Source organism: Gleimia hominis (genome assembly GCF_032085515.1).
Classification (GTDB): Bacteria; Actinomycetota; Actinomycetes; order Actinomycetales; family Actinomycetaceae; genus Gleimia; species Gleimia hominis.
This window is the reverse complement of record NZ_JASXSX010000001.1, coordinates 1,344,418-1,361,668: the sequence shown is the minus strand read 5'-3', so window position 1 is coordinate 1,361,668 and position 17,251 is coordinate 1,344,418. Positions and strand designations below refer to the sequence as shown.

13 protein-coding genes are annotated in these 17,251 nt (G+C 56.6%); 7 read left to right on the top strand and 6 right to left on the bottom strand.

What is annotated here, in order from left to right:
- Position 1: 1 nt before the first annotated feature.
- From QS713_RS05780 to imuA', 4 genes are read right to left on the bottom strand one after another with little or no spacing between them, the layout of a single operon-like run.
- Positions 2 to 3,178: an SNF2-related protein gene (locus tag QS713_RS05780; protein WP_313273240.1), complete on the bottom strand. Its 3,177-nt coding sequence runs from the start codon at positions 3,176 to 3,178 to the stop codon at positions 2 to 4.
- Positions 3,175 to 3,801, bottom strand: coding sequence for a thymidine kinase (locus QS713_RS05775; RefSeq protein WP_102215858.1), 627 nt, complete (start codon positions 3,799 to 3,801; stop codon positions 3,175 to 3,177). Before QS713_RS05775 ends, QS713_RS05780 begins: the two co-directional genes overlap by 4 nt.
- A 21-nt stretch (positions 3,802 to 3,822) precedes the next feature.
- Positions 3,823 to 5,613, bottom strand: a complete 1,791-nt coding sequence (locus tag QS713_RS05770; protein WP_313273238.1) for a DNA polymerase Y subunit UmuC family protein — start codon at positions 5,611 to 5,613, stop codon at positions 3,823 to 3,825.
- Complete coding sequence (imuA', locus tag QS713_RS09200) at positions 5,613 to 6,116, bottom strand: DnaE2-dependent mutagenesis accessory factor ImuA' (protein WP_512699823.1); 504 nt, start codon at positions 6,114 to 6,116, stop codon at positions 5,613 to 5,615. The genes QS713_RS05770 and imuA' overlap by 1 nt, the downstream gene beginning before the upstream one ends.
- Before the next feature lie 331 nt (positions 6,117 to 6,447).
- Here imuA' and QS713_RS05765 point away from each other — a divergent pair, with 331 nt between their 5' ends.
- Both QS713_RS05765 and QS713_RS05760 read left to right on the top strand, forming a co-directional pair.
- Entirely contained in the window at positions 6,448 to 6,981 is a 534-nt protein-coding gene (locus QS713_RS05765) for a YbhB/YbcL family Raf kinase inhibitor-like protein (protein WP_313273235.1), read from the top strand.
- Positions 6,982 to 7,078: 97 nt separating this feature from the next.
- Positions 7,079 to 7,537 (top strand): tRNA (cytidine(34)-2'-O)-methyltransferase, encoded by a 459-nt coding sequence (locus QS713_RS05760; RefSeq protein ID WP_313273233.1) that lies wholly within the window; start codon positions 7,079 to 7,081, stop codon positions 7,535 to 7,537.
- Positions 7,538 to 7,696: 159 nt separating this feature from the next.
- Here QS713_RS05760 and QS713_RS05755 read toward each other — a convergent pair whose 3' ends face one another.
- Positions 7,697 to 8,161, bottom strand: coding sequence for a hypothetical protein (locus QS713_RS05755; RefSeq protein WP_313273232.1), 465 nt, complete (start codon positions 8,159 to 8,161; stop codon positions 7,697 to 7,699).
- A gap of 105 nt (positions 8,162 to 8,266) precedes the next feature.
- Between QS713_RS05755 and QS713_RS05750 the strand changes: the two genes are divergently transcribed.
- From QS713_RS05750 to sucB, 3 genes are all read left to right on the top strand, one after another.
- Positions 8,267 to 9,733, top strand: coding sequence for a leucyl aminopeptidase (locus QS713_RS05750; protein ID WP_313273230.1), 1,467 nt, complete (start codon positions 8,267 to 8,269; stop codon positions 9,731 to 9,733).
- A 197-nt stretch (positions 9,734 to 9,930) separates the two neighbouring features.
- On the top strand, positions 9,931 to 11,307 hold the full coding sequence (gene lpdA, locus QS713_RS05745; RefSeq protein ID WP_102215864.1) for a dihydrolipoyl dehydrogenase: 1,377 nt from the start codon (positions 9,931 to 9,933) through the stop codon (positions 11,305 to 11,307).
- A gap of 33 nt (positions 11,308 to 11,340) precedes the next feature.
- Positions 11,341 to 13,134: a 2-oxoglutarate dehydrogenase, E2 component, dihydrolipoamide succinyltransferase gene (gene sucB, locus QS713_RS05740; RefSeq protein WP_313273226.1), complete on the top strand. Its 1,794-nt coding sequence runs from the start codon at positions 11,341 to 11,343 to the stop codon at positions 13,132 to 13,134.
- 182 nt (positions 13,135 to 13,316) lie between these two features.
- Here sucB and QS713_RS05735 read toward each other — a convergent pair whose 3' ends face one another.
- Positions 13,317 to 14,738: a protein kinase domain-containing protein gene (locus QS713_RS05735; RefSeq protein WP_313273223.1), complete on the bottom strand. Its 1,422-nt coding sequence runs from the start codon at positions 14,736 to 14,738 to the stop codon at positions 13,317 to 13,319.
- A 284-nt stretch (positions 14,739 to 15,022) separates the two neighbouring features.
- Here QS713_RS05735 and QS713_RS05730 point away from each other — a divergent pair, with 284 nt between their 5' ends.
- Positions 15,023 to 16,360, top strand: coding sequence for an MFS transporter (locus QS713_RS05730; protein WP_313273220.1), 1,338 nt, complete (start codon positions 15,023 to 15,025; stop codon positions 16,358 to 16,360).
- A gap of 12 nt (positions 16,361 to 16,372) precedes the next feature.
- Complete coding sequence (locus QS713_RS05725; RefSeq protein WP_313273217.1) at positions 16,373 to 17,083, top strand: DUF4191 domain-containing protein; 711 nt, start codon at positions 16,373 to 16,375, stop codon at positions 17,081 to 17,083.
- Positions 17,084 to 17,251: the final 168 nt, after the last annotated feature.

Below are 17,251 nucleotides of genomic sequence, written 5' to 3'. Positions count from 1 at the left end.
ATTAAATCTGCAGCAGCTCCCGTAGATCCTCACGCGTCAACGTGGGCGACGCATCGCTGAGGACCTGACTGGTCACCTTCCGCTTGTGTTCCTGTAGGGCAAGCACTTTTTCTTCAATCGTGTCCGCGCTCGCCAACCGGTACACATTCACCGTTTTCGTCTGCCCGATGCGGTGGGCTCGGTCGATCGCCTGCTGTTCAACCGCTGGATTCCACCACGGGTCCATCAGGTACACGTAGTCCGCTTGCGTGAGCGTAAGCCCGGTACCACCGGCCCTCAGCGAGATGAGGAAAACGTGTTTTTGCCCAGACGTGAAACTCTTTATTACTTGGTCACGGTGGCGCGTATGCCCATCTAGGTAAGCCACAGCAATATCTTTTCGTTCCAATTGCTCCCGGATCTTTTGCAAATACCGCGTGAACTGCGAAAAAACGAGCACGCTGTGGCCACTGGCCACCAGTTCGTCAACGTGCGATAGCAGCAACCGGGTTTTAGCCGACGCGGATTGTTCTACTCGCTGTGCTCGCGACGCGTTTTTGTCTGCCGACTGGGTGTCGGTGTCGCCACTCTCCTGCTCCGCCTCCAGTGGAACCAAAGTCGGGTCCAAAGCCAGCAGCCGCAAGCGGGTCAGGGCCGCGAGGATATCCGCTGCACTGGATTCGTCGTCTTCTAGCCCCAGAATACGTTTGCGTTCTTTCATGAGGGCCCGCTCGTACACTTCCCGGTGGGGGCCGTCCAACTCTACCGCGAGGGTTTGTTCAATCTTTTCGGGTAGCTCGCGCGCCACCTGCTCTTTTGTGCGCCGCAGTATAAACGGGCTGGTGAGCCCACGCAGTTGAGTCAGTGCCTGCGGGTTTTCATCAATTTCAATCGGCCGGCGATACTGCTCGTTGAACGCTGACAATCCGGGAAGGAGTGGCGGGTTCACCACTCGCATTAAAGACCACAGGTCACGCACCGTATTCTCAACCGGCGTACCGGTGACCGCCACTTTCCACGGGGCTTTGAGGCTGCGAGCCGCTTTATGCCCGTTTGTAGTGGGGTTCTTTATTGCTTGCGCCTCATCAAATATGGCGCCGTCCAACTCCAGTTCCTCATATTGCGTGGCTTCGAGCCGCAGTAGTGCCCACGAGGTAATGAGGATATCGGTGTCGTCAAGCAACGTGGTCAGCGCGTGTGCTCTGCGCGATTGCATGCCGGGCACAGCCGCGGCCTTCAAGTTCGGGAAGTAACGCCGCGTTTCCGTTAGCCAAGTGCTCACCACTGATGTGGGGGCGACCACGAGCACACCTTGGTTCAGTTGCCCTTCGTCTTTTTTGGTTTGAATCATGGCCAGTAGCTGCATGGTTTTCCCAAGTCCCATGTCGTCGGCTAGAATCGCTCCGAATCCGCGGGTGGTGACGCGCTGCAACCAGCGCACGCCACCGAGTTGATAGTCCCGCAGCTGCGCATTCTCTGGCTGTGAAACCGGTGGTGTAAAGGCATTATTGTTCTCGTGGGATTCTTCGTCGAGGAGGAGCGCGCGCATATTCTGGTACCAGCTGCTGTCCCCCACCACTTTGACGTCTAATTCTTCTAGGAGTTTCAACAGCCCCAGCGAGTGAGTGGGCACGTGTGTTTTGTTATCGCGCTCTTGCCCAAGATCGTGCAGGAGTTGTTGGATCCGCTGCACTATGTTTGAGTCAATTTGCGCCCAGCGTCCCGATGGGGTGCGTACCCACGTGCGGTTTGTGGCCACGGCCTGCAAAATATCGCCGTATGGCACGGACTCTCCATCTACGTCCACCGCTATTTTGAGTTCGAACCAGTCTGGGTCGTCTGCGTCCAAAACTTGCGCGTGGAAGTCAACCGGTTGGTCTACCACGTCAATATCGCGCAGTTGGTCGTCAATCTCCCAGGTGAGCCAGTCGCGTTGTGCACTGGCCGCGGGTGCCCATTGGAGGAAAGCGTTCAGGTCCGCTAGGTCTAGGTACTGGGTTTTTTCGGTGGCTCGTAGGGGGTGGAATTCGTTCGCTAGGTCCCGGATTTGCTGGCGGAAGGTTTGGATGTCGGAGTGGAACCGCGAGCGCACTTGCTGTGGGGTTAGGTGGATTTCTTGGTTGCCTGCTTGGTAGGTGGCTTCGAAGTTGATTTGGATGCGTCCGGGGGTGAAGCGGGCGATACCTTTTAGTTTGGGGCCGCGCACTGCTTGACTGTCTTGGTCTAGGAGTTGTTTGAGGCGGGGGGCGTAGTTGAGGTAGAAGTCGGGTAGGTCGGGGTTGGGGATGGTGATGGGTTTGTGGGTGCGGGCGAGTTCGAGGAGGGGTTGGGGGGCGGTGCGGACGTGGGTGAGTTTGTTTTCGTATAGCACGAGGGGTGGGTGGGTTTCGATTATGCGGTATTTACTGATGGGTAGCTGGTTTTCGCGGATGCGCACGAGGAGGTTGAGGCCGTGTTCGTGCGTGGTGGTTTGGAGTTGGAGGTCGACTCCGTTGCTGGTGATGGTGAGGGGGTCGAGTTCGGTTTGGGTTTGTGTGAATAGTTGGATGCCTTGGGTTTGTGCTTCTTTGAGGAGTTCGAGTGCTTGTGCGCCGAGGGCGTTGAGGGTGACGTGGTTGGGGCTGGTCCATGTGGGGCTGGTGCGGGCTTGTTGGTAGATGCGGCGGATTATGTTCAGGTGGTCGGGTCTGATTCCGCGGGTTACTGATTCCCATTTGGTGGAGGTGAGGTCTGCCCAGGACGCGCGTTTGGCTATCCATTTGTGGGTTTTGCCAGTTCTTCTGGGGGTGATTAGGATTTGTTCGCCTGTGGTTAGGACGAGTGCGAGTGGGGTTCCTTGTGTGTCGGGTTCGAGTAGTGGGGTGAGGGTGGCGCGCCAGTTGGGTTGGTGGGTTCGGGTGAGTTGTTTTTGTGCTTGTAGGAGTGCGGCGGTGGCGTGTTTGCAGTAGGTGTGGGTGCGGCAGGCGCAGGTTAGGTCTAGGTCGCGGATGAGTGGGCCGGTTTGGCTTATCCAGCAGGTGTAGGTTACGCCGGCGCCTTTTACTTTTGCGATTATTTGGGTTTGTTGGTGGTTGTAGTTGAGGGTTTTCACGTCGCCGCGGTCTACGGTGCGGAGGGCTTGCCCGTAGGTGGCGGGGCCGACGAGTCCGATGATGTCTTGGTCGCGGGCTTGGGCGATTGTTTGTTTGAGGTTGTTCACGGTTCTAGGACGCCACCGGATTCCGCTAGGTAGCAGGCGCCGCAGAGGGATTCGTAGGTGACTTTTACGCCGTCGATGGCTACTTGTTCTCCGCTGAAGATGAAGTGTCCGTTGACTCTGCGTCCGTTGAAGATTGCTTTGCGGCCGCATCGGCAGATGGTTTTTAGTTCTTCGAGGGTGTGGGCGATTTCGAGGAGTCGGCGGGCGCCGGGGAATGCGGTGGTGCGGAAGTCGGTGCGGATTCCGTATGAGAGTACGGGGACGTTGTCGAGGACCGCTATTTTGAACATGTCGTCTACTTGTTTGGGGGTGAAGAATTGGGCTTCGTCTACTAGTAGGGCGGCGATGGGTTTTACTTTTATGTTGGGCATTAGGGAGTTGGGGTCTTCCCCTTGGGTTAGGGAGCGGAATCTGGTGCGGAGGTTGTCGTGGGCGGATACGAGTAGGTCTACTTCGCGTTTCACTCCGAGTCTGGAGATGATGTAGTGGTCTCCTTTGGAGTCCACGGAGGGTTTTGCTAATGCTACGCGTTGTCCGCGTTCTTCGTAGTTGTATGCGGCTTGTAGCAGTGCGGTAGATTTTCCGGAGTTCATGGCTCCGTATCGGAAATAGAGTTTTGCCACGACCTTCCTTCCCTTTCTGGTTTAAAACCATACCGCCCGCAGGGTCCATGCTCCAGCTCGCCACCCGACGAGTAGTGCTGGGATGTTCTCACATTCTAATGCCATAAGAACTTGAGGTTCTTCTCCACTCCACCACTGTCCCAATATTGGCCAGGGACCCCGCACTCGTTTGATGGTATGCCTGTTCGGTGAGGGGAACGGGGCTTGAAACGGCGGTCCAATTAGGTCTTGAGATGGCGTCCCAAGCGAGGATTGGGAAGGTGCCTCAAGCGAGGATTGGGAAGGTGCCTCAAGCGAGGGTTGGGAAGGTGTCTCAAACGAGGATTGGGCTAATGCGCCAGGCGGGTTTTGGAAGGAGGGTTTCTCCAGTGTGATGGTGCGTGGGGTTGCGGTGATGTTTCCGCCGTCGCGTACGGATACGGGTTGTTCAGTTTCGTCATATACCTGCACGGGGGTGGGGGTATCTAGCACGGTGGCGGGGGCGGCACCGTTGATTTGACCTTCCCACCGGTCTGTGGGCTGGTAGTTTCCGTGGTGGGCATACTGGTCTGGGAGCCGCCAAGTTTCCCAGGGTTCCTGTGGGGTTTGCTCTCCCCAGTTGTAGTACTGCATGCGTTCAGCTGGGTTATACCCTTGGGTTACGCGCACGCGCTGCACGGTTTCTACACCGTTTTGCGCTTGTAGTTTTAATGCGGTTCGGCTGGCGCGTTGGTCTGAGGCACATCGCTGTCCCCACAGGGAACGGGTTTGTTCCCCGATGGGAGTTAGTTCGCTAGCAGTTAAGTGAATGTTGGTAAACCCCCAGGGTTCTTGTGATTCCACCTGGTGGGCAGCATTTTTTCGAGATAGGGCATCTAACCAACCTTGGATTTGCCAGCGCACGCGGTCTGTTATTTCTCTGGGCGTGGGGAAATCTGGGAGTGCCCAGTGTCGTTCACATTCTTGTGTTTGCCCTTCAGCCGTTACGGTTACGGTGGTGGTGATTATGCGTGGGGCCGCTTGCTGTTCTACTAGTTTGCGGATCAGGTTTATGGATAGGCGTTGTATCCGCCCTACGGCGAGGGCCACGTCGGTTACTGGTGATTCAAAAATTATTTGTTCTTCTATATTGTTTACTGTTTTAATATTTTTCGCCGGGTAATTCCAAGCTTGCTCCGCACCGGTGGTTTCCAGTAGTTGCTGCAAAGTTATGCCCTCTAAACCGAACCGGGTAGCGATGTCACTCAACCCCACTGTTTTAGCTTGCCCCACGGTGTGTATTCCCAGGGGGTGGAGGTTGTTAACTAGATTCTGGATTGGCGCGAGCCCCTGCAAGTAGCGCAGCGGGAGGTTCGCGATGGTTTGCTCGGTAGGTTCTTTTCCCGTTGTGGCAGCCACCCAGGCGTGGAGCAGGTCTGTTCCTAATCCGATGTAAGCTTCTGCCCCCGCGTCTGCAACCGCGTTGATTGTTTGGATTTGTAGTTGCTCGGCAGTGGTGCCGTATTTCAACGCGGCTTTGGCGTTGAAGAAAGCGATTCCGGGTCTGATAGCCACTGGCATTGGGGTTACAGCGTTTAGGGCGTCTAAAATTACGTCAAAGGTTCGTGCGTCTCGCGCTGGGTCGTAGTCCAGTTCAATAAGTTTTGAGGATAAGTGTCGCGCCAGCGTTATTTTCATACCTTCGCGTACGCCTTCCCGTTTTGCCGCGATGGTTGCGTGCAGTACTTTTCCGCCGCGACTAATCACGGCGGCGGATCCTGCGGGCACGTCGATAGCAAGGGAGCAGGTGGGCCATTGAGGTATCCAAACTAAAGCTATAACCGCGTTACCCATTACACCGCTTTCCTTTCTTGCCCAGGCAGGTAGGTACTTGCAGATCTGTTGCTACCGGGTGAGTGCAGGAGGGTAGGGAAGGTCAACACAGGTGCTTGTGTGGAGCGTTTCCACGGACGTGAAATACCTGGCCACGCATCCACTGTAATTAGCGTTACCCCGCGCGTGCGCACTCTTCCCGCTAGGTTTCGTTGCTGTCGCCTCGACAGATTTGCATGGCCGCACACAACCGCGTCTACCCCGTCTATTAAGGCTGTTAAAACAGGGGCAAGTTCTTCTAGTTGAGGCACCACTAGTGTGCGGTCGAGGTCTATTCCCATCTGCTGGGCCCGCACCCACCCCACGTTAGGGAAGCAGAGGAAGCCTATCCAAGTGCCTGCTTTAAGAGTGGTTAAGGCTTCGAAAATAGCTTGGTTTCCCGCTTCGATGTGCCAAACCCCTCCTGCACTAGATGCGCATACCCCTGTTTTAGATTCCGCTTGCGCGAGGCTTTCTCGGGCCATCCGCAGTCTTTCTAGACGCGTGAGCGCTGAGTGTCGCGTGGGCATTGATTCGTGTTTGGGTGCTGAGTTAGTAGCAGCTTGTAGCTCCATCCATATTCCGCTTCCTCCCCCAAGGATTATCGAACACCTGTTCGAATTACTGTACCGCACTTGCCCTCATTTAAAAACCGCTCCCCCATCCTGTGGATAAGTCTGATTCCGCTGCTGATAAGGCCCACCATCTGCGAATCAAAGCAAACTATTACCCCACAGAGTTTTAGTTACCTCTACCACATTCCCTGCTTTTCATGCGATGATGGAAGGGACAGTAACCAGTTAGAGAAGGAGTCTCATGGATCTCAACGCACGTCCGCAGGCACCGCATCCTGACGAAGCTCTACCACCCGTTCCTAGTTTTACCCTCACGTCCACAAGTGGTGAGGACGGGGCTGTCATGCCACCGAGCATGACGGCTGCAGGCGGGTCAATCTCCCCTCAGCTGAAATGGTCCGATTTCCCCGCAGAAACAGAATCGTTTGTCGTCACTTGTTTTGACCCAGACGCCCCTACCCCCTCTGGGTTTTGGCACTGGGCGATCGTAGACCTTCCCGTCAGTATTACGGAATTGCCCGAGGGGGCTGGCGAGTCTGATTTAACACTGGACGGGCCTGCGTTCCATATCCGTGGTGACAGTGGTGAGGCCTCTTACTACGGCGCAGCTCCCCCGCAGGGAGATCGGCCGCACCGGTACGTGTTCACTGTGTATGCGCTAGATACGCCCTCGTTGGAACTCGATGACGATGTGAGTTCCACCGTCGTGTCTTTCAACGCGCTTTTCCACACGTTAGCGCGGGCGTCGTTGACGTTCACGTTCCAGCAAAAATAGTGCGCCCACAAAATACTGCGCTTACAAAAATAGTGGATACAGATCGCTCCATGTACCGAGTTTAGGCAATCGGACGGCAGCGACTAAAGTGGGGTGAGTGCTGAACGTTATTTTTTTCGAACCCCGAATTCCAGGTAACTCGGGTGCGGCTATCCGACTTTCCGCCTGCACGGGTTCCATGCTTTATTTAGTTGACCCATTGTTCGACATGGATGACACAAAGTTAAAGCGAGCCGGGTTGGATTATCACGATCTGGCGCACGTTAAGACGTGCCAGACACTGGACGAAGCATTAGAGCACATTGACGGTAACGTATACGCTTTCACAGGGCATACGAACACGCATTACACGGACGTGCAGTACCACGATGGGGATGCGTTACTGTTTGGCCCCGAACCCACTGGATTACCCCAGTGGGTTATGGAGGATCCGCGGATTACGAGCCTAGTGCGAATCCAAATGCATCCAAAAGCGCGTTCTTTGAACCTAGCTAACTCCGCTTCTATCGGCCTGTATGAGGCGTGGCGGCAAATCGGGTTCCCCGGGGGCGTGTAGATACGCGTTCCTTAGGTATCCGCCCCGCCTCTCAAAGGCACGGGGCGCAGACTTCGAGCATACGCGCCGAATTTTTTTGAAGGCGTGTATATCTTGAAGGCGTGCATCTTCGGCACCTGGCGTTAAACGCAACGAGTCGCAGACTTTGCCAAAGTGGGTTTAGCTATCTAAACGTTCCGCGATTTCGACTATTCTGCGCGGATTAGACCACCACAACCAAAGCAGTCCAATAGCGGGCACTATGAGCGGTGCAAAATAGTAGTTCGCCCCGAAACTCGTCCACATCCCTAACTGCCGTTGCGCTTGCGGGATCCCCAGTTCCATGAGGGACGTCATCAGCACACCTACTAGTTCGAACCCGACGGCGCTCCATCCTAGGATCCGCATTCGTTTACCGTTGTGGGTAAGCGCTGCGGCTGCGGCAACGTACCCCACTGCTACCGCAATTCCTACTAGACGGGGCCCCAGTGGCACCGAGGGGTTACGCATTAAAAACAAGAAGGCGTCGTAAAGTGACCACGCGGCCATGAGCCAGAAAATGACGATAACGATGCGCCCCAGGCCGTGCGAGGCTCCGCGCGTGTCCTTCACGTATTGCGGGTCGTTATCCAGATTGCTCGACATCCCCACCCCTAACTTCCAATCCACCAAAGGGTTCGCCACTTTCCTTTATCCTAACCTCCGCACAGAACGCGTGCCGCCCCCTGTTCATGTGGTTACCATGTTCATATGGTCAAGATTAATTTTTCTACTGGTAATCCGTTAGAGATCAGCGCGGATCTGCTCGTCGCGTACGTTGGATCCGAGTTAGAGATTTCTTTAAAGTCTGAGGACGTGGCTCAGGCTCTGGTTGATTTAGATGCGAAAACCGCGGCGTGTTCCCGCACTCTCTTACCGTCGTTAGATTCACATTCACGCCGTATCGCGATGGTTGGCACTACCCCCGCGCAGTCCCTGTCTGTTCGCGGATACGACCGCGATTCTGCGATTGAGGTGGTGGGCACCGGAGCGCACCGGCATTACAGCGCGGTCGGGGTGCGCGACACGGGCGCCAAACACGTGGTCCTAGCCGGTGATTACGAGAACCAAGAGGACGTTGTTCAAGCTGGTATTGGCGCGATCGTAGGTGCCTACGAGTACACGAAGTACCGCCAGTCCGCTCAGGCGGCTTTGGAAGAAATTACCATTATTGTGCCTGAGGACATTGACCAGCAGTCCGTGCAGAACCGGATCACCACGCTGGCCGAAGCGATGACGACCGTGATGGACCTCGTTAACTGCGCGCCGAACGACCTGTACCCGCAGTCCTTCGTGAAAGAGGTGGAGCGCCTCATTGAAGGAACGGAAATAGATATGGAAGTGTGGGATGAGCACCGGCTTGCGCAAGAAAATTGCGGTGCTATTCTCGCGGTCGGCATGGGGTCGGTGCGCCCACCCCGCCTCGTGAAACTCACCTACAACCCGGGGGCAACCCACCAGGTGAGTTTCGTCGGCAAAGGCATCACCTTCGACTCCGGCGGCCTGTCCCTCAAGCCTTCTAGTTCTATGGAAACTATGAAATCCGACATGACCGGAGCGGCTACCGTGCTGGCCACAACGATTGCGCTTGCCAAACTCGGCGCCCCAATCGGAGTGACCACGTACCTCTCGCTTGCAGAAAACATGCCGGGGGGCGGCGCGCAACGCCCCTCCGACGTGCTCATTGCCCGCAACGGGATGAGTATTGAAACGACCAACACGGATGCGGAAGGGCGACTAGTTATGGCCGACGCGCTGGCGCTCGCGGCGGAAACTGGAACGGAAGCGATTGTGGACGTCGCTACTTTAACCGGTGCGCAGATGGTGGGTCTGGGAGAACGGACCGCGGGCGTGATGGGCAGTGACAGTGTGCGCGACGCGATCGTGACGAGCGCTAACCAGGTGGGTGAACCCATGTGGCCCGCTCCGCTGCCAAGCTATTTAAAGGATTCGTTGAAGTCGAATGTGGCGGACATGAAGAACTCTGGAACGCGGTGGGGCGGCATGCTCGTTGCGGGAATCTTTTTGCAAGAGTTCGTTGCCGAAAAACCGTGGGGACACGTGGACATAGCGGGGCCTTCGTACAACGAAAACAGCCCGTGGGGGGCTAACAATAAGGGCGCTACCGGCATGGGATTACTGACGCTCGTGAGCTGGGTAGAAAGCCGCATTAAATAGCTGTTTACAAACGTTTAGTAGATAGTAGCTTCAATAGGTGGGAGGTGTCTGCCGAGCCGACACCTCCCACCTGGCATATCGGCGCGTCACCGGCACTTCGGAAAATGCCGTGCTGTTAAGGCGCATTCGTTTGCAAACAGTGGGACAATAGACCTACATGGTTTGTGTAACCAACACGATGTCAAGGAGAGTAGCACGTGAGTGAAGAACTATACGACATGGTCATTCTGGGCGCCGGTTCGGGTGGCTATGCGGCCGCCCTGCGTGGCGCACAGCTGGGCATGAAAGTAGCTTTAGTTGAAGGTGACAAGCTAGGCGGAACGTGCCTACACCGCGGTTGTATTCCGACGAAGGCGTATTTGCACGCCGCCGAGGTAGCGGAAACGGTTAACCAGTCGGAAGTGTTTGGGATTAACTCTGAGTTTCAGGGTATTGACATGGAACGCGTGGGCAAGTACCGCGACGAAGTGGTCGGTAAGCTCTACAAGGGCCTGCAAGGGCTGGTTAAGTCCCGCAAGATTGACCTGGTGACCGGGTGGGGGCGCCTCACAGCGCAAGACACCGTCACGGTAGACGGAAAAGAGTACAAGGGGAAGAACATTGTGCTTGCGTCCGGGTCGTACTCGAAGACGATCCCCGGTTTAGATATTGAAGGTCGCGTTATCACTTCGGAGCAGGCGCTGCAGATGGACTGGGTGCCGAACAAGGTCGTGGTGCTTGGCGGTGGCGTGATCGGTGTGGAGTTCGCTTCCGTTTGGGCTTCTTTTGGTGCGGACGTGACGATCATTGAGGGGTTGCCTCACCTGGTTCCAAATGAGGACGAGGCGATCTCTAAGAATTTGGAACGCGCATTCCGTAAACGCAAGATTACTTTTAAAACTAAGACGATGTTCAAGTCCGTTGAGCAAGACGACAACGGCGTGGTTGTCACCACTGAGGATGGGAAGACTTACGACGGGGACGTCTTGCTGGTCGCGATTGGACGCGGGCCGGCGACCATGAACCTTGGGTACGAAGAAGTTGGGATCCCGATGGATCGTGGTTTCGTCCTCACTAATGAGCGTCTGCACACCGGGGTGGGGAATATTTACGCGGTTGGGGACATTGTTCCCGGCTTGCAGCTTGCCCACCGCGGGTTCGCGCAAGGCGTGTTTGTGGCTGAGGAAATCGCTGGGAAGAACCCGCAGCAGATTGACGAACGCGGTATTCCCCGCGTGACCTTTACTGAGCCTGAGATTGCATCTGTTGGGCTAACTGAGAAGCAGGCGCAGGAGCAGTACGGCAAGGACAAGGTTCATTCCACAGAGTTCAATTTGGCGGGGAACGGTAAGTCACAGATCTTAAACACTACCGGTTTCGTGAAGCTGGTTGCCGTTGAGGACGGCCCCATCGTTGGTTTCCACGCGATCGGTGCCCGCATGGGCGAGCAGGTTGGTGAAGGCCAGTTGATGGTCAACTGGGAAGCGTACCCGGAGGATGTCGCTTCTTTGATCCATGCCCACCCGACACAGAACGAGTCCGTTGGTGAAGCGGCGTTGGCGTTGGCCGGCAAGCCGTTGCACTCACACAACTAGAACACCCGCTGAAGGAAATAAGAGGAGTTTAAAATGGCGCAAGCGCTAACAATGCCAGCCTTAGGCGAGTCGGTTACTGAAGGTACCGTCTCCGCTTGGCTGAAATCTGTCGGTGACACCGTAGAGGTTGACGAACCCATCGTCGAAGTAGCCACGGATAAGGTTGATTCTGAAGTTCCCTCCCCCGTCGCGGGTGTTATCACGAAAATTCTCGTTGAGGAGGATGAAACTGTCGAGGTTGGAACCGAGCTCTGCCTGATTGGGGACGCGGATGAAGTGTCCGATGACTCATCGGATTCCGGTGAGCAGGCACAGCCCGCGCAGGAAGAAGAGCAGGCTCCCGCTGCGGATTCTGATTCGCAAGGCTCCGCTGATTCCTCAGCGTCCTCGGACGCAAGCGATTCTGGCCAGGGCGGGGCTGGTGGTGACTTGGGTGAGACCACTGAAATTAAGATGCCGGCCCTGGGTGAGTCCGTTACGGAAGGTACGGTTTCCGCGTGGCTCAAGTCCGTTGGGGATGAGGTGGAAGAAGACGAACCTCTGCTGGAGGTGGCGACGGATAAAGTGGATTCCGAAGTGCCCTCCCCCGCTTCCGGATACCTTGCGAGCATTGAGGTTGACGAAGATGAGACCGTGGATGTGGGCACGGTAGTGGCCATTATTTCGGCGAACAAGCCCGGTGAGGGAGGCTCGAGCGCGCCGAAGGAAGAGGCGAAGGCTGAGCCGAAGCCCGAACCTAAACCTGAGCCGAAGCCCGAGCCGAAACCGGCTCCGAAGGCACCGTCGAAGCCAGCGCCCGCTGCTCCCCCGGCACCGAAGGCACCCGCGGCCCCCGCGAAACCGAAGGAAGATGCCCCCGCGAAACCGCAGGCACCGAAGGCATCTAAGGCAACGGGTTCGTATGTGACTCCACTGGTGCGTAAGCTCGCGCGGGAGCAGAACGTAGACCTGTCAACGGTTGAGGGCACGGGGATTGGCGGTCGGATTCGCCGCGAGGACGTGCTGAAAGCTGCACAGGCTGCTAAGGCCGATCAGCAGACTCCGTCGCAGGCTCCGAGCGCGCCGGCTGCTGCGAAGAAGTCTTCGTTCAAGATTGAGGAAGACACCACTTTGCGTGGTAAGACTGAGAAGATGACGCGGTTGCGGCAAACCATTGCCCGCCGCATGCACGAGTCTTTGCAGAACTCCGCGCAGCTCACAACTGTGGTGGAAGTGGATGTTACCCGGGTGGCGAACCTGCGGGCTCGGGCGAAGAAGAGTTTCATGGAGCGCGAGGGTACGAAACTCACGTTCTTGCCGTTCTTCGTTAAGGCTGCAACGGAAGCTCTGAAAGCGCACCCGAAGCTCAACGCGTCCATCAACGGTAAAGAGGTTACGTACTACGATTACGAGAACATTGGGATCGCAGTTGACACGCCGCGTGGCCTGCTGGTGCCGGTGATTAAGAACGCTGGGGATTTGACGATTTCGGGGATCGCGAAGTCGATCAACGACTTGGCGGCCCGCACGCGTGATTCGAAGATCGGTCCGGATGAGCTCTCTGGCTCCACGTTCACGATTACGAACACGGGTTCCGGCGGCGCTCTGTTCGATACCCCGGTGCTCAACGCACCTGAGGTGGGTATCCTCGGGGTGGGCACGATCGTTAAACGCCCCGTCGTTGTGAAAGATGCGGAGGGGAACGAAACGATTGGGATCCGGTCAATGGTGTACCTGGCACTGTCGTACGACCACCAGTTGGTGGATGGTGCGGATGCAGCCCGCTACCTCATGACCGTGAAGAAACGCCTTGAAGAAGGTGACTTCGAAGCAGAAGTTGGGCTGTAAGCCATAGTTGGGCTGTAAGCCATAACTATCTTCGGCCTGTAGGCCACAGCTAACTGCGATAGACAGTTTGGGGCTCCAGAGATATCTGGAGCCCCAAACTTATGCTTTTCTCCCCCCCCCTATCAGTTGGGACTCGCGTCATTCCTGCCCTATCAGTTGTGACTCACGTCATTCCTGCCCTATCAGTTGCGATCGATTTTGTTGATCCGCCACGGGTCGGGTTTCAGTGTGAACACTAGGTCCTGGGTAGATGGTTCGTTATCCACGCATTTTTCTTTTACACACTGCGAACTGAACTGCGTAACTTTCGCCTTAACCCGCGGGTTTGCCTCACAGGACACCGATTCAATATCGTAAGCGAACTCAACACGTTTTAAGCTCACGCCGTTTTGTTTCAACTGGGTAATCAGTTTTTGATCTGCACTGAACGCATCCACCCCCTCGGGGTAAACAGCAGATAAACGCGCCGCATCCGCCTTCGTAAACGCCTCCGTGCGAGCCGTGGACAGTTCCCTAAGAATCTGCTCGGCCGCGGGAACACTCATGCACGCACGTTTCGAATCGGCTTTTCCTCCGCGCTCACCACTCGGTTCATTTGCTGGTCCAGAAGTAGACGGAGATGCAGAAGCAGCTGGCGATGCAGAAGTAGACGGAGATGCAGAAGGATCCGACTGATCGGACTGTGAACTCTTCGGTACCGTTTTTTGCGCGGGCGCAGCCGCCACCGACGTCTGCTCCTCAGGTGAAAAGAACGCGGGAATCCCAACTATTCCAACCGTAATCAACCCCGCCAGCAACCCGACTGGAACCAAAACCATCCCAAGTCGCTTGCGCGCACGCGTCCGACTTGGACGCAAGTGCCGCCCTGGCGCCGTCCGCATCACCGTGTGTTCGCGGGCGAGTTCATTTCGAAGTTGCGTGGCCACGCACGTGTCGGAACCATCGGTGTCCGCCGCTCCTGCCCCCGCGGGAGTCGTTTCTAGTTCGAACGCCTCTTTCAGCGCACTCGCTTCTGGCCTAGCAGCCGGGTCAGAATCTAAGCACTGTTGCACGACATCGTGGGTTATCCCCATTTCTTCGGCGAGCTTACCGAAACTCCACACGTCACTGCACTGCAGCTCATTTACCGTCAGTTCACTCTCGCTCAGCCGCTCCGGGGCAGCGTAGCCAGGGGTGTAACCACCGGTCTCAAGCGTGTCAATCACCACCGCGCGATCAGACACAATCACGTTGTTAGAAGATAAATCCCCGTGCGCCAAACCCGCCTCATGCAAAACCGTCAACGCCGCAGCAATATCAGAGCACACGCGGCGCGCCAACATGGGTGGTAACGCCCCCGCGGTTTCTAACCTGCTTGCAAGCGGCGTACCAGGAACCTCATCGAAAGTAACTGCTAACCGTTGCCCATCGGCAATCAAATCTCGCGGTACCAACAGTGACGAGCAACGCAGCGCAGCTAGCTGCTCAACCCGCTGGTGCTGCTCAGACGGAAGTGGAAGAGCTAAAAACTTAATCAGACACGCCCCGTGCGCGTCCCGGCCCCGCCACAGTGGCCCGGACTGCGTCATCACGTATGGCTCGTCAACCTGAAAAGTACGCTTCATAGTTAAAGACAATCACGCATAAGACCACTGCGGAACCCCCTGTGGATAACCGGATCGCTCCGCCCACCCGGTTTCAGCCTATTTTCTTGGATAACTAAGTACTCACCTGCATTAACTCCAGTGCGCACCTGGATTAGCATTGCTGCAAAGGAGTAAACTTATACCGCTTACTTCGGTAAGCTCCCTACCTGCACGGCCAGCGTGCTTGCGCGGTTTGCCTAGGCGGCACCAACATGCACCCCAGGTTCGTCCCGGGTGGGGCCCAAGTTTTGCATAGGGACAAGATGCAGAGTTCACCTTTCCGCGCCTTAACACACTACCGGCTCTTGCCCGCACTGGCGGGTTGGCCCTTTTTAGTATTCGCCTTCGGAGCCCGCGCTGCGTACGCAATGATTCCGCTCGGCACCCTCACCGCCGTCACCGTGTCCACGGGTTCCGTGGCCCAAGGTGGGTTCGCCACCGGCGTTGTCGCCATCGCAACCGCGATTGCCGTACCACTCATCGGCCGGTGGGCCGACACCAGTGGGCACCGCGCTCCACTGTTGATCCTCACGCCGTTGAATGCCCTCGCGCTTGCCGGGCTTTTTATCTGCACCACGTATCCGGCACCCACCGCCGCACTGTATCTGGCGTGCACCGCGGTTGGTTGCACCTCCTTACCCATTGGGGCGCTCGCGCGCTCCCAGTGGGTATCGCGCGTCCAAACACCGCAGCAGATGGCCGCTGCCCTATCGTATGAATCCATGGCCGACGAACTCGTTTTCGTACTCGGCCCCGCCCTGGTTGGAATCGCTGCATCCACCGCGAACGCGACCATCCCCCTACTGCTCGCGACAATCTTGGTGGCCACATTCGGAATGGCATTCGCTCTCCGCACTCCTCGACGCCTCGATCCCACCGCCGCGCCGGCCTCCCCGGAGGCAGAAACGCTCGGCGCGGCAAACAACCATAGTTCTACACAGGACCTCCGGCACAGAAAGAACCTCCAGGTCACGGACAGCACCGGCCTTGAACAAAATCCCGAGTCCGCACGAACCCACACTTCCACCCCGAGCATCGGATCTATAGTCACGCTCGTTTTCCCGTGCATCATAGTGGCGGTAACAATCGGATTCTTCTTCGGCGCCACCCAAGCCGGCCTGACCATGCGGATGCAACTACTGGGCGAACCTACTACTGCCGGTCTCATCTACGCCCTCATGGGGGTCGGATCCGCCGTAATGGCCATCCTGAGCGTCCTCATTCCTGAACGCATCAGCCTCGCCCAACGCCTCATGATAGGCGGATGCGGACTGTTCCTCTTCATGTCTGCCACCGCCCTGTCCACCCACCTGGCTCTCACCTGCCTCCTCCTGCTCGTGTGCGGCCTGTTTATCGGACCTACTCTGGTTACGAATTTTTCAATCGTTGAGGTCCTCGCTCCCACCCAAGCCATGGCCGTAGCAATGACGCTGATGCAGTCCGCACTCACCGTCGGCACGTCCTCCGGGTCCGCGGTAGGTGGATACGTGGCGCAAACCTGGGGTGATGTGCCTGCACTAATCACCACGAGCATTATGACCTTAGTGATAACTGGCGTGGGAATCGCCCTCAAGGTAGGGAAATCGAAGAAAAACAGGTAGGCTTAACACATCATGGCTGAGAAAGATACTGCAAACACGTCGGCACCGAAGAAGCGGCGCTGGTACCACAATGTGATGGACGCTTACCGCGTCACAAAACGTTCCTTCCCAATGGTCCCCTGGTTCATGCTCGGGGGCGCGATACTGGGCGCAGCCCTGGTTATCCTCTTGGGAATTTGGGGCAAGATGAACATTGTCATCATGATCATCATGGCGATCATGATGGCACTGCTGATTCCCATGGTTATCCTCTCGCTACTAGTTAAAAAAGCCATGTACCGGCAAATAGGTGGCACGCTCGGCGCCGTCTACGGGGTGCTGTCACAGATTCGCCGCGGCTGGACAATCGAGAAAGAACCGATCGCAGCCAACCGACATCAAGACCTGTTGTGGCGCATCATCGGTCGCCCCGGAATCGTCCTCATCACGGAAGGTCCAACCGGACGGGCGAGTGAGCTTTCTAACCGGGAGGAACGCAACCTCAAACGCATCATGCGCAACGTCCCCATTCACGTGATCCACGTGGGGAACAACAAGGGGCAAGTTAAGCTTGAGGACCTAGAGAAAACCCTGCGTAAGCTCCCGCGTAAACTGCGTAGCAACGAAGTGCCGATTGTGACTAACCGGATCAGTGCGATAGCGGCAAACAAAGGTAACGCGCTTCCGCATGGGATTGATCCAACTAAAGCACGGATTTCCCGGCGCGCACTGCGCGGAAACTGATCCGAACTCAATATTTATTCTCTCCATCGGGACGCACTCACAGTGCGTCCCATTTTTATCGCTGCTGCCCGCGCTGTGCTCGTGAGATGTCGCACGCATCCCCCAACCGGGTTGCATAACTATTCATAGGTATGGATAATCGGTTTATACGTAATTCTTAGGAGTAGT

What these genes read in the sequence shown, in the direction of transcription:
- QS713_RS05770 (WP_313273238.1), bottom strand. Translation starts at nt 5,613, where the DNA reads ATGGGTAACGCGGTTATAGCTTTAGTTTGGATACCTCAATGGCCCACC.
- imuA' (WP_512699823.1), bottom strand. Translation starts at nt 6,116, where the DNA reads ATGGCCCGAGAAAGCCTCGCGCAAGCGGAATCTAAAACAGGGGTATGC.
- QS713_RS05765 (WP_313273235.1), top strand. Translation starts at nt 6,448, where the DNA reads ATGGATCTCAACGCACGTCCGCAGGCACCGCATCCTGACGAAGCTCTA.
- QS713_RS05755 (WP_313273232.1), bottom strand. Translation starts at nt 8,161, where the DNA reads ATGTCGAGCAATCTGGATAACGACCCGCAATACGTGAAGGACACGCGC.
- QS713_RS05750 (WP_313273230.1), top strand. Translation starts at nt 8,267, where the DNA reads ATGGTCAAGATTAATTTTTCTACTGGTAATCCGTTAGAGATCAGCGCG.
- sucB (WP_313273226.1), top strand. Translation starts at nt 11,341, where the DNA reads ATGGCGCAAGCGCTAACAATGCCAGCCTTAGGCGAGTCGGTTACTGAA.
- QS713_RS05735 (WP_313273223.1), bottom strand. Translation starts at nt 14,738, where the DNA reads ATGAAGCGTACTTTTCAGGTTGACGAGCCATACGTGATGACGCAGTCC.
- QS713_RS05730 (WP_313273220.1), top strand. Translation starts at nt 15,023, where the DNA reads ATGCAGAGTTCACCTTTCCGCGCCTTAACACACTACCGGCTCTTGCCC.
- QS713_RS05725 (WP_313273217.1), top strand. Translation starts at nt 16,373, where the DNA reads ATGGCTGAGAAAGATACTGCAAACACGTCGGCACCGAAGAAGCGGCGC.